Origin of the sequence: Pukyongia salina, from assembly GCF_002966125.1 — a bacterium.
Taxonomy (GTDB): Bacteria; Bacteroidota; Bacteroidia; order Flavobacteriales; family Flavobacteriaceae; genus Pukyongia; species Pukyongia salina.
On sequence record NZ_CP027062.1, the window covers coordinates 1,921,567 to 1,943,801 of the forward strand.

The window sequence follows — 22,235 nt, forward strand, 5'->3', positions numbered from 1 at the left end:
GGGCTATGCAACAAATAGGAGTCTTGAATTATAAATTCAGACTACAAAATTTCAGGGTATTAGGAAGTGATCGACTTTAATCCTGCTATGGTAGCAACCGGATCTTTGGAGCCAAACACATAGCTGCCGGCCACAAGTACATCGGCACCTGCTTCTACTAGTTGGGCTGCATTTTTATCGGTAACACCACCGTCAATTTCTATTTTTGTAGGTGCACCCAGGTCGTTGATCATCTTTTTCAGGTTGCGAACCTTGTTATAGGTATTCTCAATAAAACTTTGTCCTCCAAATCCAGGATTAACGCTCATAACACATACCAGATCGATATCCATTAGAGTATCCTCTAGCAAACTCACATTAGTATGAGGGTTAATTGCGACACCTGCCTGCATCCCTTCGGCTTTAATAGCCTGTAGAGTTCGATGTAAATGGGTACATGCCTCGTAGTGTACTGTAAGTACATTCACACCCAGATCTGCGAAAGTCTTGATATAGCGGTCCGGATCCACGATCATGAGATGGGTGTCCAGGGTTTTGGTTGCATGTTTTGCGATCGCCTTGATCACAGGCATTCCGAAGGAAATATTAGGAACAAAAACGCCATCCATGACGTCTAGATGAAACCAATCGGCCTCGCTTTTATTCACTATTTCACAATCTTTTTGAAGGTTGGCAAAATCTGCTGCCAGGATAGAGGGTGCAATTAGGGTGCTCATTATAATAGAAATGGTTCTAGGATACCTTTTATGTATTTTACGTTTGGTGCATCTTCTATTTGATCCAGGTAAGATTCGATGGACGCTAATTCTTCCTTCGTTTTTACTATGCTGAATCCCGATGCGTAATCAGCAAAAATGTTATACATGCTTTTCTTATTCAGAATTACAAAGATATTGCTGTGTCTTGAATCGACTTCAATTTTTGCGAATAATTTTTTCAGTAGAGACTCTTCGCCTTCCAAAACCTGTAGAAATTTCCCGCTTTCATAAAGCAGTATACCTGTTATATTCATTAAGGTGTTATTTTCTACCGTGAAATCGAAGAGATGCGTGAGTTCATCCTGGGTAATATTCGAGCGAGCACTACTCACATAACAAATGGTATGCATATAATGTTAGGTTGTTTCTGGCAAGATAGAAAAACTAATTCAGTTAGATTGAAATATCTGAAGATCATATAATTAAAAACCCCCGGTAATCAGCCGGGGGTCATTCATCAATCAAAAAACGAACAGTTATTTTATAAACTGTTGTTGCTGTTACTGGTTATCCCAGATATGTCTTAAGGATCTTACTTCTTGAAGTATGCTTCAGTCTGCGGATCGCTTTTTCTTTAATTTGTCTAACTCGCTCACGGGTTAAGTCGAAAGTTTCGCCAATTTCTTCCAAAGTCATTGGATGTTGATCTCCAAGACCGAAATACAGTCGAATTACATCGGCTTCCCGAGGCGTTAAAGTTTCCAGAGCTCGTTCGATCTCCGTGCGGAGTGATTCGTGCAATAAGGTTCTGTCCGGATTTGGAGATTCTCCACTACGTAATACATCGTAGAGGTTAGAGTCTTCACCTTCCACTAAAGGAGCGTCCATAGATACGTGACGGCCACTATTTTTCATAGATTCCTTCACGTCGTTTATGGTCATATCCAGTTCCTTGGCAATTTCTTCGGCAGATGGCGGACGTTCGTGCGCTTGCTCTAGAAATGCAAAGGTTTTATTGATCTTATTGATACTTCCAATCTTATTCAGGGGAAGGCGAACAATTCTCGATTGTTCCGCCAGGGCCTGAAGAATGGATTGACGAATCCACCAAACAGCATAGGAAATAAATTTGAATCCCCTGGTTTCGTCAAAACGTTGTGCTGCTTTAATAAGCCCAAGGTTACCCTCGTTGATCAAATCGGGGAGAGTAAGTCCTTGATTTTGGTATTGTTTTGCTACCGAAACCACGAAACGCAAATTGGCTTTTGTTAACTTTTCCAGCGCACGTTGATCACCCGCTTTTATGCGTTGTGCCAACTCTACTTCTTCGTCTGCGGTGATTAAGTCAACTTTACCAATTTCCTGTAGATACTTGTCTAAAGAAGCAGTTTCTCTGTTAGTAACCTGCTTCGTAATTTTAAGTTGTCTCATTAAGGTTTGTCCTTTCTTAAGTTAAATTCGCTTTCGTATTGAGTTATACGTAAAAAGGATGCAAATTGTTACAAAAGGTTGTTTATTTTTCGGTAAAACGAGTGTTTTTCTGGGCTAACAGAGCTATAAATTTACAAAAGCTATTAGAAAAAATCAAATCTGAAAATTGAATACCTAAGATAATAGCATATTTAATTGAGGTATTTAGGGTTACCAATTCAAACTTTAATTGCAATTTACTTATAAAACCTAAAAAACCTCCCGGCGGAGGTTTTTCTTACTTATGACGTAACTCGATGAGCAGCAAATTCACTTCCAGAAGTGCTTTTGTATACATCTGGTTGAAGACAGTAAAATGTTTCTTAGCCTCTTCAATTCCTTCTTTCTTGATGATATTGCTTTCAATTTGCTGCAAATGGTGCCCGTGAACGGTCATGCCCAGATTCATAAAACTGGATTTCATTTTATGGGCCAGCGAACTCGCCCTCGAATAGTATTCCCTCTCAATACAGGTTCGTAAACTCTTATGATCTTCGGGGGTGGTTTGGATAAATACTTCAAGTAAGGAAGAGATGAACTCTTCGTCATTATCGAAGGTTTCCTTTAGTAAATTCATATCCACACTTCGGCTCTCCTTTTCTTTTATTTCTGAAGCGGATGTTACCATTTCCGACTGTAATTGAGGTTCGAATTTCTCGTCGGAGATAAGCCAGAACAGCACTTCCTTCACTGCTTCTTCGCTTAATGGTTTAGTGAGGTAGAAATCTATTCCCGCTTTAATGGCACTTTTGCGTGCCTCCGGGAATACATCTGCCGAACAGGCGACGATCGGTACTTTTTTAATGGCGTCCTTATTAGAATTTCGTATAGACGAAATAGCTTCTATCCCGTTCATTACTGGCATGTGCATATCCATCAGGATGAGGTCGTAATTAGATTTGTCCTGTTCGAATATTTCCACGGCCTCCTGGCCATTTTCGGCTATATCCACACTAACATTAAGGTTGTTGAGGAGTTGCCTGATATAGAACTGATTCATTTTATTATCCTCTGCAACCAAAACTTTCAGCCCTTCGAGTTTCTTATCTTGCCTTACGTAAGTCTTGATCGAGTCGTTCAAACTCTTAAGGTTACTTCGCTTGAACGGAAGAACAAATTTAAATTCGGAACCTTTATTTACCACACTGGTTGCATTGAAATCTCCATTCTGCATATTGATGAGTTCTTTGGTGATGGCGAGCCCTAGACCAGTTCCGGCGATCTCCGAATCCTCCCTATTCTCAACCTGGAAGAAACTATCGAAGATCCTTTTGAGGTTTTCTTTAGATATCCCTATCCCTGTATCTTTTACCTTGAATTGCAGTTTTATTTCATTTTCGTACTCGGCCAGTAAACTTACCGAGATGCTTACTTGTCCTTTTTTAGTGAATTTTATGGCGTTACCAATAAGATTGGTGAGGATCTGGTTGAGACGGTATTGATCACCAATCACTATGTCTGGGATATTCTCATCCATTTCTGAAATTAGTTCAAGCCCTTTTTCACGTGCTTTTATTTCGAATCCGTCTGAAAGATTCTCAACCACCTTACGTAAATTAAAGTCGATGGATTGGAGAGTAAGCTTTCCGGCTTCAATTTTTGAGAAATCCAGGATGTCATTTACAATGGAGAGCAGATTTTTAGCGGAGAAGTCGATACCTTCTATATTCTTGCGCAGAGTTGAATTATCATCTGAAGCTCCTTTTTTAATGATCTCGGAGAGTCCAAGGATCACGTTAAGAGGGGTTCTAATTTCATGACTCATATTAGAAAGGAAAGTAGACTTCGCCTTTGCGGTACGTTCTGCATTCACCTTTGCTTCGCGAATGGCCTCCATCATGTGTTTTTTATGACTAATATTCTTAAGGAAAACACTGTAAGTGGACTTATCGCTAGTATAATTATTAGTGATCGAGATCTCGTAATCGTCGTTTACACCATCGATGTTCGATATAATGGTCTCGATTCGTTTTCCCAGGATCACGCTGGGGATGGAAGAATCCACCCGATTGATGTCCTGAGATAATCCGCGGTTAATTTCCTGGGGTAAAAATTCCCTTAGGTTATGTGATTGAAGTTCAGATGGGCTCAACCCAAGAATTCGCAAAGCGGTATTATTACCCTGTATGATACGTAGGCGATCATCTATTAAAAGAAATCCATCCAGCATATTCTCAAGTACAGCCTTGTACTGAGATACATTTAATTGGTTAGGATTAACCTGTTCAATTTTATCGGTTACGGCGATCAGTTTTCTAACCGGTGTTCCTTCGGGTTTATTTTCCTCGCTTGGAACAAGGTCTTTAACGATCATCAAGGATTTTAGTGGTTGGTATATTTTACTGAATGTTGTGAAACTATCGTAATAGTAGTTTTCTATATCTCTGGTGCCAACTACTTCTGCAAGTTTCGAATAGATCTCCAGAGAAGCTTCTTTAAGTCTGCGTAAAAGATTTATGCGTTCAACGATATTGAATTCGAAGGTATCCGGAAATTGAATGTTAATGCGTTCAAACCAATCCTTAACCAATTCGTTTTTACAATTGTCCCGCAAAATTCGTTTCAGAACAAATTTCAGAAAGAGACGAGAAAGGTGCACACCCTGGTTCTGTTCGCTTTCCAATAGAAGTTTGAAGGTAACGGTGTTTAGGAGTTCGGGAAATTTACCCTGGATATCCAATCGTAATTGATCCCTTGTAGATATATATCTGGGATCTTTATCTATAAGGTATTCTTCGAATTTAAAATAGTACTGTGCTAATTGCAGATCGGCGAAGAATGGATCTTCATCAAATTCTAATTCAGACAGTTGTGTTTGTAATCCGGAAAGGTGGATCGAATTGGAGGCAAGATCATAGAGATGTACCAGGATGTGTCTCCTGGGATCGGTACATACCTGCTTATCAACTTCCTTTGCCTCGTTCTTTACGAACAGACGATTTATAAGAGTGTTCATTTGGGGGCTTCTTATAAGGAAGGAAAATTCCTTCAAAAGCCAATGTAGTATATTCCTACAAAAAACCTAATACGATTCGATGTAATGCAAATAAATCCCTATGAAAGGGCATTTTATTACATTAATTCAGGTAAGAAAATTACTTGTCTACACCTAATTGACTGTACACTAGCGGTTAATTAAACAAAAAAGCCAGCTGTTTCTAGCTGGCTTTTTTATGAAATTAGATCTTTAATTAATCTCTTTTCTTATTATCTCTGCTGCGGTTATCCCGTCCTCGGTTGTTGTTATCACGACGTGGCGGTCTTTCCTTATAGCCTTCCGGCTTAGGCAGTAACGCTTTACGTGATACTTTTTCCTTGCGGGTTCTCGAATCGATACCGAAGTATTTAACATCGAATACATCACCCATGTTCACTACATCGGTTACATTTTCGGTGCGTTCCCAAGCTAGTTCTGAAACGTGAAGTAATACTTCGTTACCAGGAGCGTCAATGTATTCTACAACGGCTCCGAAATCGAGTATCTTAATAACTTTTACTTCGTAAACACTTCCAACCTCGGGTTTGAAGGTAATAGAGTCGATCTTGGCCAATACGGCATCAATTCCAGCCTGGTCGGTTCCAAGGATCTCTACAATTCCTTCTTCCGTCACAGGATCTTCGTTGATAACGATAGTGGTTTTGGTCTCTTTCTGAAGTTCCTGGATCACTTTTCCTCCGGGGCCAATTAGTGCTCCGATAAATTCATTAGGAATAGTGGTCGTAACCATTTTAGGTGCATGAGGTTTTACATCAGCGTTTGGCTGAGCGATTGTCTCTGTAAGCTTGTTCAGGATGTGTAAACGACCATCACGTGCTTGCTTCAATGCATTGATCAGGATCTCATAGCGTAAACCTTTTATCTTGATGTCCATCTGGCAGGCGGTGATCCCGTCGGCAGTACCGGTAACTTTAAAGTCCATATCACCTAAGTGATCTTCATCTCCAAGGATATCGGAAAGAACAGCGTATTTTCCGGAATCGCCATCAGAAATAAGTCCCATCGCAATTCCCGAAACAGGCTTTTTAAGTTGTACTCCGGCATCCATAAGTGCCATGGTCCCACTACAAACGGTTGCCATGGAAGAAGAACCGTTAGATTCTAAAACTTCACTTACTACACGAACTGTATACGGGCAATCTTCGGGAATCATTCCCTTTAGTGCGCGTTGTGCCAGGTTTCCGTGACCGATCTCTCTACGGGATGTCCCGCGAATTGGTCTTGCTTCCCCAGTAGAGAAAGGAGGGAAGTTATAATGTAGGTAGAATGTTTCTTCTCCTTCAAAAGACGGCATATCGATCTGGTTGGCTTCTCTGGAGGTTCCCAGGGTTACCGTAGCCAATGCCTGAGTCTCTCCACGGGTGAATATCGCAGATCCGTGTGTGGAGGGTAAATAATCCACTTCACACCAAATAGGCCGAACTTCGTCCGTTTTTCTTCCGTCCAGTCGCAGTCCTTCGTTTAGGGTAAGGTCGCGAATAGCTTCTTTTTCCGCTTTGCGGTAATATTTCTTAACCAGTTCTCCCACCTCTTCCAGTTCTTCTTCGGTAAAGGTTGCGAGTATTTCGTCTTTAATGGCTGAGAAAGCTTCGCTTCGCTCATGCTTGGCAGAACCTGCCTTCGCGATAGCGTATACTTTATCGTAGGCCATGCTGTGTACTTTCTTTTCAAGTTCTTCATCTTCAGGTTCCCCTTCGTATTCACGAACTTCTTTTCTTCCTACCGCATCGGCCAATTTCATTTGAGCGTCGATCTGCACCTTGATGGCTTCATGAGCGAATTCTATGGCTTCCACCATTTCTTCTTCCGAGATCTCTTTCATCTCTCCTTCAACCATCATTACAGAGTCTGCAGAGGCTCCGATAACCATGTCCAGGTCCGATACTTCAAGCTGCTCACGAGTAGGATTAATAACAAGTTTACCGTCCACTCGCCCTACGCGTACTTCCGAGATAGCACATTCGAAGGGAAAATCGGATAACTGAATTGCAGCCGATGCGGCCAATCCAGCCATTGCGTCCGGCATTACATTTTCGTCGTGAGACATAAGTTGGATCATAACCTGGGTCTCCGCATGGTAATCTTTTGGGAAAAGTGGTCTAAGCACACGGTCCACCAAACGCATGGTAAGGATCTCTCCGTCGCTGGGACGCGCCTCTCTTTTAAAGAAACCGCCAGGGTATCTACCGGAGGCAGCAAATTTCTCACGATAATCTACTGTTAAGGGTAGAAAATCTACATCACTTTGTTTGTAATTAGATACTACGGTACATAGTAGCATACAATTTCCGGATCGAACCACTACAGAGCCATGGGCCTGTTTAGCCAGTTTTCCGGTTTCGATGGATATTTCTCTTCCATCACCAAGGTCTATGACCTCTTTAAATACATTAGGTATCATTTAATTGTTTTTCTAGAGTGCTAAACATCCAATGAGGGATAGCACGATTAATTTGGTCAGCGACCGGTCTTCGGTCGTAAGTTGTGTTGTTGTGTGGTTGACCAATGAAAAACCTAAGGGTAGCTTTTCTTATATGTTCAGAATCTCTTCCGAAGAAAATAAAAAGGGACACCATAGTATCCCTTTTATATTATTTACGTAATCCTAGTTCTTTTACGATCGCACGGTAGCGCAAAATATCCTTCTTCATTAAGTAATCAAGCAGTGCTCTACGTTTACCTACCAGTTTTACTAAAGACCGCTCACTGTTGTAATCTTTGTGATTAGCTTTCAGGTGCTTGGTTAGGTGATCGATACGGTGAGTGAACAATGCGATCTGCCCTTCTGCAGAACCGGTATCGCTCTCAGACTTACCGTGTTTTTTAAAAATGTTTTTCTTTACTTCTGGTGTTAAATACATGCCAATATTATTTAAATGATTTTTATGTATATGATGACCTCTTTGATCTATCAGCCTGCAAAATTACAAAAACTGTGGATAATATTATTCATTTTTTTGTGAATTTCTCTATTTCGTATACTTAATTAAACCTTTAAACGTTAAAGAAGTCATAACAACAATAACTTAAAACACTATTCGAATGAAAACTTATGTAAAGAAAACGGCCCTAATTTCTTTTGTTGCCGCGGGATTATTGCTATTTAGTTGTAGTAAGAACGACGATAGCGGCGACGATGGTTCGGTTAATTTTTCTGCTGAAAATACAGCCCGTGCCGCCCAGGCGGATAACGTGGTGGAAGGATCTTTTAATATAATGGAAAGCGGCTATGTGGAAGTGGAAGAAGGAAGAAGTAACAGTATTTCTCTATTTCCAAACTGCACCGTGATCACGATCACTCCCGATGGGAATGGCGGAGGAACGATCCTTCTTGATTTTGGCGATGGATGCCAGTTAAACAATGGTGCCCAGGTTACGGGAAGTATCCTACTGGAATACGGCCCCATAGATGGAGGAACCAGAACCATTAATTATACCTATCAAAGCTTTACCTACAATAACAATGCTGTTACCGGAGGCGGTGTGATCGTGCGAACTATTGCCAACTCAAACGGTAATCCACAATCCACAGCCACCGAAAATATCACCGTAAGTTTCCCAGGAACTGAAATTACTGCCACCCGTGAAGGAACACGTACTATCGAATGGGTAGAAGGTGTTGGAAGCGGTACCTGGGCAGATAATGTTTTCCATATCACCGGAAACTGGGATACAGTGTTTACTAATGGTTTTAGCCGTAGTGGTGAAGTAACAGAAACCCTGGTGAGAAAATTATCATGTATCTACCTGGTAAGCGGGGTACTTGAAATTCAACAAGAAGGTTTCACCGGAGCGATCGATTGGGGAAATGGTAGTTGCGACAACCAGGCAACCCTGATCATTAACGGACAAGAATACCCTATTTTATTATAAAATATCATCAATTAAAAAAGCCGCTCATTCGAGCGGCTTTTTTTATGTAAATAATTGATAAACAGCTAAATAAAGTTAAAAATAATCAAACTTTGTTTAAACTTTCTTCTAAAAAATGAGTCAAAATGATACTAACTTTTAAATACTTGTATCATGAAAAAAAGTCTATTTATTTCAGTTTTAAGTTTGTTTGTCTTTAGTATCGTTTTTACCTCCTGTAGCAAGGACGAAGCAGGAGATATCGAAACGAACAACAGTACGGATCTCGTCTTTGTAGAAGAGTCCAAACAGGTCTCTCAGGCCGAAGCTACTTCCGATGGGGTTGTGAATATGTTGGAAACGGCATATGCAGAGATCGAAGAGAATGCCGGACGTTCCAACAGCCTGTTCCCGGATTGTGTTACGATCACTATTAGCTCGGAAAATGGAGTAACCTTCGTTACTTTAGATTTTGGATTTGGATGTACCCTTCAAAACGGTGCAGTTGTCTCGGGAATAGTAAATATAACTTACGGCCCGATTCAAAATGGAACCAGAACCATTACATATACCCTTGAGAACTTCACGTGGAATGACATCGATGTTGGCGGTGGGGCGACTATTTTCAGAGAGCTGAACAATGCCAATGGAAACCCTCAGTCTACGGTTCATGTTGATCTTCAATTGAGTTTCCCTGGCGGACTGGTACTTCAGAAGGATGGAACCAGAGTTCGCGAATGGATAGAAGGATTCCACAGCGGGTCTTGGCTAGATAATGTATGGCTTGTAACCGGCAACAGGGAAGTGGTTTCCAATACCGGATACACTCACTACGGTATCGTTACAGAAGCCTTGAGAAGAGAGGCAACCTGTCCATATTTTGTAAGTGGAATTATCGAGATCACAAGAAACGGAAATCAGGGTACCCTCGATTTTGGAAACGGTGATTGCGACAATATTGCAATCCTTACGGTCAATGGCGTAGAATATACCATTTACCTGGACTAAGATTCTGCATAAAAAAAGCCGCTCATGGGAGCGGCTTTTTTTTATGCTGTTTTTTCACGCAAAGGTCTGTTTAAGATCAGATCCAGATATAAATTGATCGATCTTTTAAGGTCTTTTCGGTGTGTAATGAAGTCCAGGAATCCGTGCTCTTGTAAAAATTCGGCGGTCTGGAATCCTTCCGGAAGTTCTTTCCCGGTTGTATCTCTTACTACTCTTGGCCCCGCAAACCCTATCAGGGCACCAGGCTCACTGATATTAATATCACCCAACATGGCAAAAGAAGCGGTCGTACCACCAGTGGTTGGATCTGTACATAATGATATATATGGGATCTTCGCATTGGCAAGTTGGGCAAGCTTTGCACTGGTTTTAGCAAGTTGCATAAGGGATAATGCAGCCTCCATCATTCGTGCTCCCCCACTTTTCGAAATAATTACCAAAGGAACATTATGTTTTAAAGAATAGTCTGCAGCCCTGGCGATCTTCTCACCAACTACACTTCCCATGGATCCTCCAATAAAACTAAAATCCATACAGGCTACAACCAGGTCTTCACCCATGGATTTACCAACCGCAGTTCGCACGGCATCCTTAAGGCCGGTTTTATCCATGGCATCTTTGAGCCTGTCCACATATTTTTTCTTATCGACAAAATTTAATGGATCCTTTGAAGACAGACCTTTATCCAGCTCCTTAAATTCATTATTATCGAAGAGAATTTCGAAATATTCCTTACTCCCGATCCTTACGTGATAACCGTCTTCCGGACTCACATAATAGTTCTTTTCAAGTTCTTCCGAATCTACGATCTTTCCGGTAGGAGACTTGTACCAGAGCCCTTTTGGGACGTCCTTTTTCTCTTCAGTAGGGGTTTGAATCCCTTTCTTTGTTCTTTTAAACCAAGCCATATAGGAGGAGTTTATGGTGTGTTATAAAGTATTTACGTTGTTCAGGTCTTCAAATGCCTTGATCAATCGCTTCTTTAGGGTTAATTCCCCTTCTCTTAGCCATTTACGAGGGTCGTAGTATTTTTTATTTGGGATGTCATCACCTTCGGGATTTCCTATTTGGGTTTTCAGGTACCCAATGTTATTTACCATATAATCACGTATTCCTTCATTGAACGCAAATTGCAGGTCGGTATCAATATTCATCTTTACCACCCCGTACCCGATAGCTTCTCTAATCTCATCTACTGTGGATCCACTTCCGCCATGAAAAACAAAATCGATGGGGTTATATCCGGTTCCATATTTTTTCTGAACGTATTCCTGAGAGTTTTTTAGGATCACAGGCGTTAGCTGCACATTTCCTGGCTTGTATACCCCATGCACATTTCCGAAGGCTGCTGCTACCGTAAAACGATCACTTACTTTCATCAATTCTTCGTAGGCATATGCTACTTCTTCCGGCTGGGTATAAAGGCGGGACGAATCTACATCGGTATTATCCACCCCATCTTCTTCACCTCCGGTAATCCCAAGTTCTATCTCCAACGTCATATCCAATTTGCTCATTCTTTCAAGATATCGCTTACATATCTCGATATTCTCTTCTATGGGTTCTTCCGAAAGGTCCAGCATATGGGAGCTATAAAGCGATTTCCCGTTTTCCTGATAGAATTTTTCTCCGGCGTCCAGCATTCCGTCCACCCATGGCAGCAATTTCTTAGCACAGTGGTCTGTGTGCATAATAACCGTTGCTCCGTAGGCTTTGGCCATTTCATGTACATGTTTCGCTCCTGCAACAGCTCCTGCTATAGCGGCTTTCTGCCCGTCGTTAGACAAACCTTTACCCGCATTGAAGTGGGCTCCTCCATTGGAGAATTGAATGATAACCGGGCTATTTAGTTCGGCGGCAGTTTCCATGACGGTGTTCATGCTATTGCTTCCAATAACATTTACAGCAGGCATTGCGAAGCCTTTTTCCTTGGCATACTGATGTATTTTCTGAACTTCCGAACCGGTGGCAACTCCGGGCTTAATATTGTGACTCATATAATGGCTGATTAGATTAGCAAAAATAACAAATTTTAACGGTTTAGAACGGATAGTTAATACCTATGTTATAGACAATATTAGCGAAATTGTATTCCTTAAACCATCGTTCTCCCTCTGGTAAAGCAGGATTGTAGGTCTTAAATCCTCCGTCAAACCGAAGCACAAAAAAACCAAAATCGTAGCGCAGGCCCATCCCAGTAGCTATGGCCAGCTCTTTCAGATCGCCAATACCGGTAAATCGAGAGGCTTCATCCTCTACATTATCTAAGGCATTCCAGATATTTCCTGCATCTATAAAAAAGGCACCTTTAAAATCACCCAGGATCGTATAGCGATACTCGGCGTTTAGAGCGATCTTAAAGTTTGCTTCATTGAACTCATCGGCACTGCCACTACTTCCCGGGCCAAGATCATAGGCACGCCAGCCTCTGTTGTCATTTGCTCCACCGGCGAAATAACTTCGGGTGAACGGGATACTGTTACTATTGCCATAAGGGATAGCGATACCACCAAAAGCCCGTACGGCTAGAATATTTCCATCTTTCAGCTCCCAGTGTTTGATATAATCGGCTTCAAATTTTACGTATTGAGAAAAGGCTACACCAAAGGCCCGATAGCTGCCATTAGCATTTTTCTCAAGTCCGGCCAGGCGCGATATACCGGATAGAAAGTTTCCTGCCGTCTCAATTTTCCATCGGAAACGCGTAAAACTATTATCGAAGATATTCTCTCTTGTATCGCGAAGCCATTGAAAATTGGTAGCGAAGATCAGGTTGTTTTCGGTTAATCTGTCCTTACGTTCGTTAATATTGTTGGCGGTTTCTGTGTTTTCTGCAGTGGTTCCCAGATCGTTATTCTCTATATCGGTTAGGAAATTATCTGCTCCTTCGGGGATAATAAGATTAATATCACCACCCTCATCGATCGTATAATAGGTAGGATCTATACTTCCCGGGTTCGTGGTTTCTATGTCTGCGGCGATCTCATTTAATATTTCGTACGAATTTTTGTAGATGTTGAAGTAATTATCGGTGTTCAGGTTTCGCACGTATTGCACATTGGCAAGTTCGAACGTATAGGTTTTTATATTAGACGGCTTCCAGCGGTAATTAAAGATCCCGTTAAAATTTTGCCTGTCAAGCCCTATATTGTTTTGTGCATTGATCCCCAGGCTGATACCGGTAGTTGGCGACATATATTTTTTTATCACCCCTTCTGTATTAATAGGAAATAATATTCTCGGGATTGTAAGTTTTGCATCGGCCCCAATATCTGAGATATTAAAGAACTTACTGTCGTTATCGGCGGCATCCTTAGACGAACCAACGCTTCCTCTTGCCGATAATCCAAGAGTCTCTGCGCCTCGAAACACATTTCGTGTGAGGAAGGTGGTGCTAAATCCAATTCCAAAGTCCTGTATTGGAGAGGGGATAGGAATCACATCGAAATCCAGTTGCAGCGTGTATTTTTTTCTGGGTGTGAGTAAGATGGTGGCGATAAGTCCGGCACCTGTAGTATCTGCCGGATCTTCCATGTAACTAATATTCGGGTATTTGAAAATACTTAGATCGGCAATCTGGTTATAGGTTAAAGTTCGATCTATGTCTTTAAAGATCGTATTAGGTGTAATGGAGATGGCATCGGTGATCGCCTTTGGCCGAAATTTCAAAGGTTCATAACTGTAGAGTTTATAGCCTTTGTGTTCGACCGAATCCTGCAGGGTCTTATTCTGGTTGGCAAACGAATAGTCTGTAACCACTCTAACTTCGTTTACCGTGTGTACTTTAAAGGGTTCGGTATAAGTACTGTCTTCTATCCTGTAACGGCGGTCGGGAATAATATAAGTAATGTTAGCCTTATGGCCGGTATTCACGGTATCGGCTTCAAAAGTAATATAGTCCTGATCAAAATAATAGAGCCCCGAATTTCTAAACTGAATTGTGAGTCGGTCGCGCTCATTATTAAAATCGTTATTCGCAAACTGTTTCCCGGATTCTATAAACGAATTAGCTTCAGATAAGGTGAAAAGTGAATCTACCACCGGAGAACTGATCTGCCGGTTAATTGAGTCGATAATATATGGTTTGTGCAGTTTGAGCGAGTATTCCACCCTCGCTCGTTTCTTTTTGTTTTCGCTGGGGATCACTTTATATTCACCTTCGGTGTTGAACCAGCCAAAACTGGAATAGTAGTTTTTTAGGCGGGTTAGCGATTTGTTGGTTTTAGCTTCATCCACAACTACAGGTTGAGAACCGGTTCTTTCAAACCATTTATTGATACCGATATAGCTGTTCCTAAGTTCTACCACCTGCTTCTTCGACAGGAAGTTAATAAGCCTCTCTTCTCTTTTAGGTTTTTTATGCAACCATTTTTGAAAGGTAGAATCTGGTTTTGGATCGGCTATATTATAGACGAAGATGCCAAAAGGTACTCCCAATAGCCTGGAGTTAGGTCGTTGCACGATCTGGCTCAATACTTTTTCATCTTTCACCTGAACGCTATCTACCAACACCTTGTTCTCCGTGAGTAAATATTCGTCGTCTCCAACCCGTTTAACCGCATTACAGGAGTAGAATAGTACTATAAATCCTGAAATTAATGATATTTTTGTGAGGGTTTTAATCAAGCGTTCGGGTTTACCAGCAATTCAAAAATACTATATTTTGATCAGTAAAAGTCAAATAAAGTTAATAACGGGTTTACAGCAAAAAAAGTACCGTGATAAATACGGATTATTTGTTGCTGAAGGGCCGAAGGTAATTTCAGAATTGATTCAAAGCGGGATGATTCCCGAAATGTTTTTTGCTTCGGAAACGTTATCAGTGGCCGGATCTTCTGCCATTTTAATTACGCCTGGAGAGTTACAAAAGATATCCATGCTAAAAACCGCCAATAACTCACTGGCGGTTTTTAAAACTCCGAAAGTTTCGCCTATACAAACACGCGGTTTGATCGTGGCACTGGATGCGATAAGAGACCCCGGGAACCTGGGAACCATTATCAGGCTTTGTGATTGGTTTGGGGTTTCGCAGTTAGTATGTTCTACAGATACGGTAGATTGCTATAATCCAAAGGTGATTCAGGCCACTATGGGCTCCATTGCAAGGGTTCAGGTAAATTATACTAACCTCAGTGAATTTATTCAACAAAGCGATCTAGAAGTATTTGGCGCTGTAATGAGCGGGGAAACAGTGTACGAATGTAAATTACCTTCCGAAGGAATCTTAGTAATGGGCAACGAGGCCAATGGCATCTCTGTTGCTTTAGAGCAACAACTGAATCATCGTATCACGATACCGCGATTTGGAGAGCTGCAGGCTACAGAAAGTTTAAATGTAGCGACCGCCACCGGGATTTTATTAAGTGAATTCCGAAGACTTACTGGAAAGTGAAATTTACAAATATCCCGCGCGTAGCCATTTTAGTAACATTTCCTGTCCAAGGGCTGTTAGGATCATCATCCCGCACCAACTCATCATTGATGGCAAATACCCCACGAATGGAAGGGGTGAACTTAAAGAAATAGAGGTAAAGATCGATCCCAAAACCTAACTCATAATAACTCGTGGCTTTGGTGGTACGAAACTGCCCCTGAAAGTTATCTTCGGGGTTATCTTCATTACTCGACAGGTTGAATGAAGTAGATATCCCGCCTACGATAAATGGTTTGATATTGTTTAAACGTTTTGTAGATAACTTAAGGAGAAGCGGTACATGAATATAAGTAGACTTAACCTCTCTTAAGAAATCCTTTTCCTCTTCAAAATTGGGAAACATCAGGTTTCGTTGAGTGTAATATAAACCCGGTTCGAGACGTAGGTTCATATACTGATTGATACGCATATCCCCAATAAGCCCTACATTGAACCCGGACTGTGCTTCCACAAGAATATCGGTATTATCGTCCATGAACTGGTTTTCGTACTCAAACTTGAAATCGTAACTGTTGAAACCTAGAAAGTATCCCCAGGTAAGGAAACGTTGATCGAAGTTTTCCAGATTTGCCAGTCTTTCTTTGCTAAATAATTGCGCATTAGCACTTTGTGCAAATAAAAGAACGGCTAAGACTATTAATAATTTCTTCATAGTTATTTCGTAGCGCTATAAATGGTAGCCACACCAAAGGTTTGCGGCTTATTTTCCACCTCTATAAACCCAATTTTCTTTAAAATATTGTTGAGTGCATTTCCATGCGGAAACACAGACGCACTTTCTGAAAGATAATTATATGCCACCTTGTCTTTAGAGAAGATCTTTCCTATTACCGGCATGATCCCCCTGGTGTACACAAAGTATCCTTGCTTCCATGGAAATTTGGCGGGAACCGAAGTTTCCAGGATTACGAATAATCCGCCGGGTTTAAGAACTCGATATATTTCGGATAGCCCGGTTTCCAGATTTTCAAAATTTCGGATCCCAAAGGATACGGTAATCGCATCGAAAGAGCTTTCACTAAAAGGTAGAGCTTCACTATCTGCTTTGATAAATTTTACTCTATCCTTCAGTACCGTGTTGGCCGTCTTTTTACGAGCCACCGATAGCATCCCTTCCGAAATATCCAGCCCAACTACTTCAGCAGTCTTACTGTTTTCGGCAAATTGTATTGCCAGATCTCCCGTGCCTGTAGCAATATCAAGAATGCTCTTAGGTTCTCTATCGACCACCATTTTGATCACCTTCCGTCGCCATTTTTGATCGGCGCCCAAAGAGATCACCCGGTTCAAACTGTCGTAGTTGCCCGAAATAGTATCGAACATCTGCTCCACCTGCTCCTTCTTGTTCAGTTCCGAATCCTTATAAGGGGTAACATTCTCCTTCATGACGTAAGCATCTGCTTCCATAAATTAAGGCTGCAAAGCTACGTACTTTTTTAAAATACCTCACATGTTTAGACGTCTCAGTTAATCACGAATTAAATTATTCTTTCCTGTGTATGGTAACTTTATTCGCCTTTAACTTATCAGGCATATAGCACAGTTGTTCTCGATTTTTATATACATTTGCACATCGTATTGCTTATAGACTATGAAGATCATAATAGCAGGTGCGGGTGAAGTTGGATTTCATTTAGCAAAACTTCTTTCCTTCGAATCTCAGGATATTACCTTAATAGATACAAACAGAGAATCGCTGGCCTATGCCGACGCACATCTCGATATAAGAGTAATTAAAGGGGATGCTACTTCTATTTCTATACTGAAGGACGCAAAAGTAGCCAATACAGATCTGGTAATAGCCGTTACCTCTAGTGAAACCACTAACATCACTGTTTGCGTTCTTGCCAAGCAACTGGGTGCCAAGCGCACTATTGCCAGAATATCCAATAGTGAATTTATTGAGAATAAGGAGATGGTAGGTTTTACCAAGTTTGGAATAGACGAACTCATTTCCCCAAAACAACTGGCCGCTAACGAAATTGCGCTTCTGCTAAACCAGAGTGCCTTTAACGATACATACGAGTTTGACGAAGGTGCCCTTACTATGATAGGGCTGTCACTTTCACGTACCGCTACTTTTGTAGGAAAGACCGTGAAGGAGATCGGGCAGGAATACCCAGAACTCGACTATGTGCCCATTGCAATACAACGATACGGAACACAATACACGTTGATCCCCAGGGGGGACACCCAGTTCAAAGAGGGAGACCAGGTTTATTTTGTAACCACCCAAACCGGAGTAGAGTATATTTATAAATTATCGGGAAAGGTTAGAGAAGAAATAAAAAATGTTATGATCTTGGGTGGAAGCGCCATTGGATGTTTAACCGCTCGCGACCTCAGCTCAAGTAATTTCAATGTAAAACTAATAGAAACCGATAAGGAGAAAGCCTTCGAGATCGCCGATGAGATTCCCGGCATCCTTGTGATAAACGGGGACGGAAGGAATGTGGAACTCCTGGAAGAGGAAGCCATCCAGGATATGGATGCGTTTATTTCGGTTACCGGAAATAGTGAAACAAACATTATGTCCTGCCTTGTTGCAAAATCGCGAGGGGTGCGAAAAACCATTGCCCTGGTCGAGAATATGGACTACTTTCAACTTTCACATTCCATTGGGATCGATACCCTAATAAATAAAAAGCTTTTGGCTGCCAATAATATCTTCCGTTATGTTAGAAAAGGAGAGATCGTGGCTATGACAAAGCTCAACAACATGAATGCCGAGCTGGTAGAATTCCTTGTTACGGCCTCTTCGAAAGTATGTAATAAGATCATTAGAGAGATCGATTTTCCAAGATCGGCTGTAATTGGTGGTGTGATTCGTGACGGAGAAGGCCTTATCGCACTGGGAGGTTTCGAAATTAAGAGTGGCGACAGAATTGTAGTTTGCTGTTTACCTCAATCGATTAAAAAGGTTGAAAAACTGTTCGTGTGATGGGCTCTATCTCAAAGCTTAATTACAAGATTATATTTCACCTCATGGGACTGCTGTTACTGGTTAACAGCGGTTTTATCCTTTTATCTTCCATAGTGAGTTTTGCCTACAAGGACGGTGTGGGCTTGGATATGGTCTATTCGGGGATAACAGTCATGGTAGCCGGAGGTGCTTTGATGCTTCTCACCAGGAATCATCGAAAGGAAATACAGAAACGAGAGGGCTATCTTATCGTTACTTTTGGTTGGATCATAATGTCGCTTGCCGGTACCTTACCGTATCTCTATACCGGTGCTATCCCAAATTTTACCAATGCTTTTTTCGAAACCATTAGCGGATATACAACTACGGGCGCATCCATATTAAACGACATAGAGATAATTCCTAAAGGCGTATTATTTTGGCGAAGTATAACGCATTGGATAGGAGGGATGGGTATTATCGTACTTGCAATTGCCATCTTACCTCTTCTGGGAATTGGCGGGATGGAATTATTTGCAGCTGAAGCTCCGGGGCCGGGAGGGGATAAATTACACCCTCGTATTACAGACACAGCCAAACGACTTTGGATCATCTATGTGGGATATACCATAGCGGAGACCATTTTACTGCAGGTGGCCGGGATGAGTTTCTTCGATGCGATCAATCATTCCCTGAGTACATTAAGTACGGGCGGATTCTCCACTAAGAATGCCAGTGTGGCGTTTTGGAACGACAAGCCGATCATTCAATATATAATCATGGTTTTTATGTTCCTGGCAGGAACAAATTTCATCCTTAGTTATTTTGCCTTCAAAACCAAGTTCAGTAAGATATTTAGGGATGAAGAATTTAAACTGTATGGCTATTTTATAATTGGGCTCACTATTATTGCGGCGACTGTTATTTACTTCCAGGTGAACCCATCGGCTTCATCGGTACACCATCCGCTGGTATGGGGTGAATTGGAAAGTGCCATCAGGCATGCTTTGTTCCAGGTTCTTGCGATAGTAACAACGACCGGATTCGCTACTGCAGATTATACCATGTGGACTCCATTTCTGGTGATATTTTTCTTCGGACTCATGTTCCTGGGGGGATCATCCGGTTCCACTGCGGGAGGGGTTAAGATCGTGCGTCACCTCATTATGATCAAGAATGGGATCATCGAATTTAGAAGGACTCTTCACCCCAACGCCATATTACCGGTTCGATATAATAGAAAATCGGTGCAACAGCCTATTGTTTTCAATATCCTGGCGTTTTTTATTCTTTATATGCTCTCCTTTATAGTAGGGGTTTTGGTATTTTCCTGGTTGGGGTTAGATTTTCAGACGGCACTTGGAGGAGCAGCTTCTACCTTGGGTAATGTGGGGCCGGCACTAGGAGAACTGGGACCTACGAGCAACTATGCTAATTTACCCACTGCGGCCAAATGGTGGTCTACATTTTTAATGTTGATAGGCCGTCTTGAGCTCTTTACCGTGCTCATTCTACTAACGCCTTTTTTCTGGAGGAATCGTTAATTAAATTAGATAATCGGCTATGAAAGGGCGGTTTTAATTCGTTGCATGGCTTCTTTTATATCTGCTTCTGAAGCGGCATAGGAGATCCTAATGCAATCGGGATTACCGAATGCTTCTCCAGTAACCGTAGCAACGTTTGCTTTGTCCAGGAGGAACAATGCAAAATCTGAGGCATTGTCGATCTTTACTCCCTGGATTGTTTTTCCGAAGTAAAAAGAAATATCCGGAAACACGTAAAACGCACCTTCGGGCTCATTGGTCTTAATACCGGGAATCTCCGATAATAGGTCCAGTACCAGTTTTCTTCGGTTCTTAAAGGCGTCCACCATATACTTTATCTTACTTGGTGGATTCTCCAGGGCTGCGATCGTCGCTCTTTGGGCGATACAATTGGCTCCACTGGTTACCTGCCCCTGCATTTTATTACACGCCCTGGCAATATATTCGGGCCCTCCAATATAACCGATCCTCCAGCCTGTCATGGCGTACGCTTTAGACACTCCGTTCACCGTAACTGTACGATCGTACATATCATCGAACTGAGCCATAGAAGCATGGGCGCCTGTAAAATTAATGTGTTCGTAGATCTCATCACTCACAATAATGATGTTTGGGTATTTAGCCAGTACGTCGGCAAGTGCTCTTAATTCCTCCTTACTGTACACAGAACCACTCGGGTTACACGGAGAACTATAGATTAGCATTTTCGACTTAGGGGTAATGGCCGCTTCAAGGGCTGCAGGTGTAACTTTGAAATCACTTTCTATACCTGTGGAAATAGGAACCGGAACTCCGCCTGCTACTTTGGCAATATCACTATAGCTTACCCAGTAAGGAGCCGGGAGCAAGACTTCATCGCCTTCGTTTAGAAGTACTTGTGCAAGGTTGGCCAAAGATTGCTTGGCACCGGTGGATACCACGATCTGGGAAGGTGTATATATCAGGTTGTTGTCCCTCTTAAATTTTGTAATGATGGCATTTTTAAGTTCCACGTAGCCATCTACCGGGGTATAGGCATGATAGTCGTCTTTGATCGCCTGAATGGCCGCTTCCTTTACAAAATCGGGTACGGTAAAATCCGGTTCACCTAAACTTAGGCCAATTATATCTTTTCCTTCGGCGCGTAATTCACGAGCTTTTGCCGCCATGGCCAGGGTTGCAGAAGTGGCCATGTTATTTACTCGTTCAGATAATTTAGGGTTCATATTTATGCGGTAATAGCCGGGTTCATGCCCATTTGCTTAAGATGTTTAAAGTGAGCGATCAGGGCTTTTCGGGTTGTTTTATATTCGTTATAGGGTAGATTGAATTCACGTGCCGTATTCCTCACAATGTTTGAGATCTTGGTGTAGTGAATATGACTGATATTCGGGAAAATATGATGTTCTACCTGGTGGTTGAGACCGCCTGTAAACCAATTCATGATCCTATTCTTAGTTGAGAAATTCACCGTGGTGAATAACTGGTGAATGGCCCACGTATTTTTCATAGTGCCGGATGGATCCGGAAGGACCATGTCTGCTTCTTCCACCACATGAGCCAGCTGAAAGACAATACTTAGTATCAATCCGGCCACATAGTGCATAATAAAGAACCCAATAAGGATCTTCCACCAAGCGATATTAAAGAACAGGATGGGTAATACGATCCATACGGAGGCGTAGATCATCTTGGTTATAATTAAAACACTCCATTGTTTCACCGGGCTGGGAAGTTTACCATAAGACAGTTTCTGAGCCAGGTATCGTTTGGTTTGTAAAAAATCTGATGTGAGTACCCAATTAAGCGTTAATAAGCCGTAGAAAAAGATACTGTAATAATGCTGGAATTTATGCAATTTGTACCATTTTGAATGCTGCGAAAAGCGCAGTATCCTTCCTGCTTCCAGATCTTCGTCGTGTCCGTGAATATTGGTATAGGTGTGATGTAGCACATTGTGCTGAACCTGCCAGTTGTATACGTTTCCTGCAAGGATGTACATACTGCTTCCCATGATCTTATTGATCCATTTTTTTGAAGAATACGCACCGTGATTAGCATCGTGCATTACATTCATTCCTACGCCTGCCATTCCCACGCCCATGATCACAGCCATTAGAAGCTGTGCCCACCATGGAAAATCAAGGGACAATAAGAGGAAATAGGGTGCAAGGTATAATGAGAACATCACGACCGATTTTAAATGCAGTTTCCAGTTTCCATTACGGGAAATTTCGTTCTCTTTGAAATAACTATTTACCCGCTTGTTCAAGGTTCGGAAAAATTTGGCAGAATCTACACGGGAAAAATTAATATGAGGGGTATTCACAATTTTGTTTTTACTCAAAAT

18 protein-coding genes are annotated in these 22,235 nt (G+C 41.7%); 5 read left to right on the forward strand and 13 right to left on the reverse strand.

All coding sequences use genetic code 11. The annotated features are described in order from the left end of the window. Nucleotides 1-59: 59 nt before the first annotated feature. The 6 genes from rpe to rpsO form a co-directional block, all read right to left on the reverse strand. On the reverse strand, nucleotides 60-719 hold the full coding sequence (gene rpe, locus C5O00_RS08675; protein ID WP_105216485.1) for a ribulose-phosphate 3-epimerase: 660 nt from the start codon (nucleotides 717-719) through the stop codon (nucleotides 60-62). Beyond that, entirely contained in the window at nucleotides 716-1,108 is a 393-nt protein-coding gene (locus C5O00_RS08680) for a BLUF domain-containing protein (protein ID WP_105216486.1), read from the reverse strand. Before C5O00_RS08680 ends, rpe begins: the two co-directional genes overlap by 4 nt. Nucleotides 1,109-1,265: 157 nt before the next feature. Next, nucleotides 1,266-2,129 (reverse strand): sigma-70 family RNA polymerase sigma factor, encoded by an 864-nt coding sequence (locus C5O00_RS08685; protein ID WP_105216487.1) that lies wholly within the window; start codon nucleotides 2,127-2,129, stop codon nucleotides 1,266-1,268. A 277-nt stretch (nucleotides 2,130-2,406) separates the two neighbouring features. Then, nucleotides 2,407-5,124, reverse strand: a complete 2,718-nt coding sequence (locus C5O00_RS08690) for an ATP-binding protein (RefSeq protein ID WP_105216488.1) — start codon at nucleotides 5,122-5,124, stop codon at nucleotides 2,407-2,409. A gap of 235 nt (nucleotides 5,125-5,359) precedes the next feature. Continuing rightward, nucleotides 5,360-7,567 (reverse strand): polyribonucleotide nucleotidyltransferase, encoded by a 2,208-nt coding sequence (locus C5O00_RS08695; RefSeq protein WP_105216489.1) that lies wholly within the window; start codon nucleotides 7,565-7,567, stop codon nucleotides 5,360-5,362. A 190-nt stretch (nucleotides 7,568-7,757) separates the two neighbouring features. After that, nucleotides 7,758-8,027, reverse strand: coding sequence for a 30S ribosomal protein S15 (gene rpsO / locus C5O00_RS08700; protein WP_105216490.1), 270 nt, complete (start codon nucleotides 8,025-8,027; stop codon nucleotides 7,758-7,760). A 181-nt stretch (nucleotides 8,028-8,208) separates the two neighbouring features. Here rpsO and C5O00_RS08705 point away from each other — a divergent pair, with 181 nt between their 5' ends. Together C5O00_RS08705 and C5O00_RS08710 are read left to right on the forward strand one after the other, a co-directional pair. Continuing rightward, nucleotides 8,209-9,039 (forward strand): hypothetical protein, encoded by an 831-nt coding sequence (locus C5O00_RS08705; RefSeq protein ID WP_105216491.1) that lies wholly within the window; start codon nucleotides 8,209-8,211, stop codon nucleotides 9,037-9,039. 153 nt (nucleotides 9,040-9,192) lie between these two features. Further along, nucleotides 9,193-10,026 carry a hypothetical protein gene (locus C5O00_RS08710; protein WP_105216492.1) on the forward strand — a complete coding sequence of 278 codons (834 nt, stop codon included), beginning with the start codon at nucleotides 9,193-9,195 and terminating at the stop codon, nucleotides 10,024-10,026. 41 nt (nucleotides 10,027-10,067) lie between these two features. On the opposite strand, the gene accD is transcribed toward C5O00_RS08710, so the two are convergent. From accD to tamL, 3 genes are read right to left on the reverse strand one after another with little or no spacing between them, the layout of a single operon-like run. Further along, complete coding sequence (accD, locus tag C5O00_RS08715) at nucleotides 10,068-10,934, reverse strand: acetyl-CoA carboxylase, carboxyltransferase subunit beta (protein WP_105216493.1); 867 nt, start codon at nucleotides 10,932-10,934, stop codon at nucleotides 10,068-10,070. Between the two features lie 21 nt (nucleotides 10,935-10,955). Beyond that, a complete protein-coding gene (fbaA, locus tag C5O00_RS08720) occupies nucleotides 10,956-12,023 on the reverse strand; it encodes a class II fructose-bisphosphate aldolase (RefSeq protein WP_105216494.1) in 1,068 nt (355 codons plus the stop codon). Between the two features lie 43 nt (nucleotides 12,024-12,066). After that, nucleotides 12,067-14,652 (reverse strand): translocation and assembly module lipoprotein TamL, encoded by a 2,586-nt coding sequence (gene tamL, locus C5O00_RS08725; RefSeq protein WP_105216495.1) that lies wholly within the window; start codon nucleotides 14,650-14,652, stop codon nucleotides 12,067-12,069. 37 nt (nucleotides 14,653-14,689) lie between these two features. Here tamL and C5O00_RS08730 point away from each other — a divergent pair, with 37 nt between their 5' ends. Then, complete coding sequence (locus C5O00_RS08730) at nucleotides 14,690-15,418, forward strand: TrmH family RNA methyltransferase (protein WP_174688600.1); 729 nt, start codon at nucleotides 14,690-14,692, stop codon at nucleotides 15,416-15,418. On the opposite strand, the gene porT is transcribed toward C5O00_RS08730, so the two are convergent. Both porT and ubiE read right to left on the reverse strand, forming a co-directional pair. After that, nucleotides 15,405-16,112, reverse strand: coding sequence for a type IX secretion/gliding motility protein PorT/SprT (gene porT, locus C5O00_RS08735; protein ID WP_105216496.1), 708 nt, complete (start codon nucleotides 16,110-16,112; stop codon nucleotides 15,405-15,407). The genes C5O00_RS08730 and porT overlap by 14 nt on opposite strands. A 2-nt stretch (nucleotides 16,113-16,114) precedes the next feature. Continuing rightward, nucleotides 16,115-16,846 (reverse strand): bifunctional demethylmenaquinone methyltransferase/2-methoxy-6-polyprenyl-1,4-benzoquinol methylase UbiE, encoded by a 732-nt coding sequence (gene ubiE / locus C5O00_RS08740; RefSeq protein ID WP_105217617.1) that lies wholly within the window; start codon nucleotides 16,844-16,846, stop codon nucleotides 16,115-16,117. A 205-nt stretch (nucleotides 16,847-17,051) separates the two neighbouring features. Between ubiE and trkA the strand changes: the two genes are divergently transcribed. Next, nucleotides 17,052-18,401 carry a Trk system potassium transporter TrkA gene (trkA, locus tag C5O00_RS08745; protein ID WP_105216497.1) on the forward strand — a complete coding sequence of 450 codons (1,350 nt, stop codon included), beginning with the start codon at nucleotides 17,052-17,054 and terminating at the stop codon, nucleotides 18,399-18,401. Further along, nucleotides 18,401-19,906 (forward strand): TrkH family potassium uptake protein, encoded by a 1,506-nt coding sequence (locus C5O00_RS08750; protein WP_105216498.1) that lies wholly within the window; start codon nucleotides 18,401-18,403, stop codon nucleotides 19,904-19,906. The genes trkA and C5O00_RS08750 overlap by 1 nt, the downstream gene beginning before the upstream one ends. A gap of 17 nt (nucleotides 19,907-19,923) precedes the next feature. Here the strand turns inward: C5O00_RS08750 and C5O00_RS08755 are convergent, their stop codons facing one another. Both C5O00_RS08755 and C5O00_RS08760 read right to left on the reverse strand, forming a co-directional pair. Beyond that, nucleotides 19,924-21,111, reverse strand: coding sequence for a pyridoxal phosphate-dependent aminotransferase (locus C5O00_RS08755; RefSeq protein ID WP_105216499.1), 1,188 nt, complete (start codon nucleotides 21,109-21,111; stop codon nucleotides 19,924-19,926). A gap of 2 nt (nucleotides 21,112-21,113) precedes the next feature. Next, nucleotides 21,114-22,232, reverse strand: coding sequence for a fatty acid desaturase family protein (locus tag C5O00_RS08760; RefSeq protein ID WP_244592962.1), 1,119 nt, complete (start codon nucleotides 22,230-22,232; stop codon nucleotides 21,114-21,116). Nucleotides 22,233-22,235: the final 3 nt, after the last annotated feature.

What these genes read in the sequence shown, in the direction of transcription:
- C5O00_RS08695 (WP_105216489.1), bottom strand. Translation starts at nt 7,567, where the DNA reads ATGATACCTAATGTATTTAAAGAGGTCATAGACCTTGGTGATGGAAGA.
- fbaA (WP_105216494.1), bottom strand. Translation starts at nt 12,023, where the DNA reads ATGAGTCACAATATTAAGCCCGGAGTTGCCACCGGTTCGGAAGTTCAG.
- trkA (WP_105216497.1), top strand. Translation starts at nt 17,052, where the DNA reads ATGAAGATCATAATAGCAGGTGCGGGTGAAGTTGGATTTCATTTAGCA.
- rpsO (WP_105216490.1), bottom strand. Translation starts at nt 8,027, where the DNA reads ATGTATTTAACACCAGAAGTAAAGAAAAACATTTTTAAAAAACACGGT.
- C5O00_RS08705 (WP_105216491.1), top strand. Translation starts at nt 8,209, where the DNA reads ATGAAAACTTATGTAAAGAAAACGGCCCTAATTTCTTTTGTTGCCGCG.
- C5O00_RS08680 (WP_105216486.1), bottom strand. Translation starts at nt 1,108, where the DNA reads ATGCATACCATTTGTTATGTGAGTAGTGCTCGCTCGAATATTACCCAG.
- C5O00_RS08690 (WP_105216488.1), bottom strand. Translation starts at nt 5,124, where the DNA reads ATGAACACTCTTATAAATCGTCTGTTCGTAAAGAACGAGGCAAAGGAA.
- accD (WP_105216493.1), bottom strand. Translation starts at nt 10,934, where the DNA reads ATGGCTTGGTTTAAAAGAACAAAGAAAGGGATTCAAACCCCTACTGAA.
- C5O00_RS08750 (WP_105216498.1), top strand. Translation starts at nt 18,401, where the DNA reads ATGGGCTCTATCTCAAAGCTTAATTACAAGATTATATTTCACCTCATG.
- porT (WP_105216496.1), bottom strand. Translation starts at nt 16,112, where the DNA reads ATGAAGAAATTATTAATAGTCTTAGCCGTTCTTTTATTTGCACAAAGT.
- C5O00_RS08755 (WP_105216499.1), bottom strand. Translation starts at nt 21,111, where the DNA reads ATGAACCCTAAATTATCTGAACGAGTAAATAACATGGCCACTTCTGCA.
- C5O00_RS08710 (WP_105216492.1), top strand. Translation starts at nt 9,193, where the DNA reads ATGAAAAAAAGTCTATTTATTTCAGTTTTAAGTTTGTTTGTCTTTAGT.
- C5O00_RS08685 (WP_105216487.1), bottom strand. Translation starts at nt 2,129, where the DNA reads ATGAGACAACTTAAAATTACGAAGCAGGTTACTAACAGAGAAACTGCT.
- ubiE (WP_105217617.1), bottom strand. Translation starts at nt 16,846, where the DNA reads ATGAAGGAGAATGTTACCCCTTATAAGGATTCGGAACTGAACAAGAAG.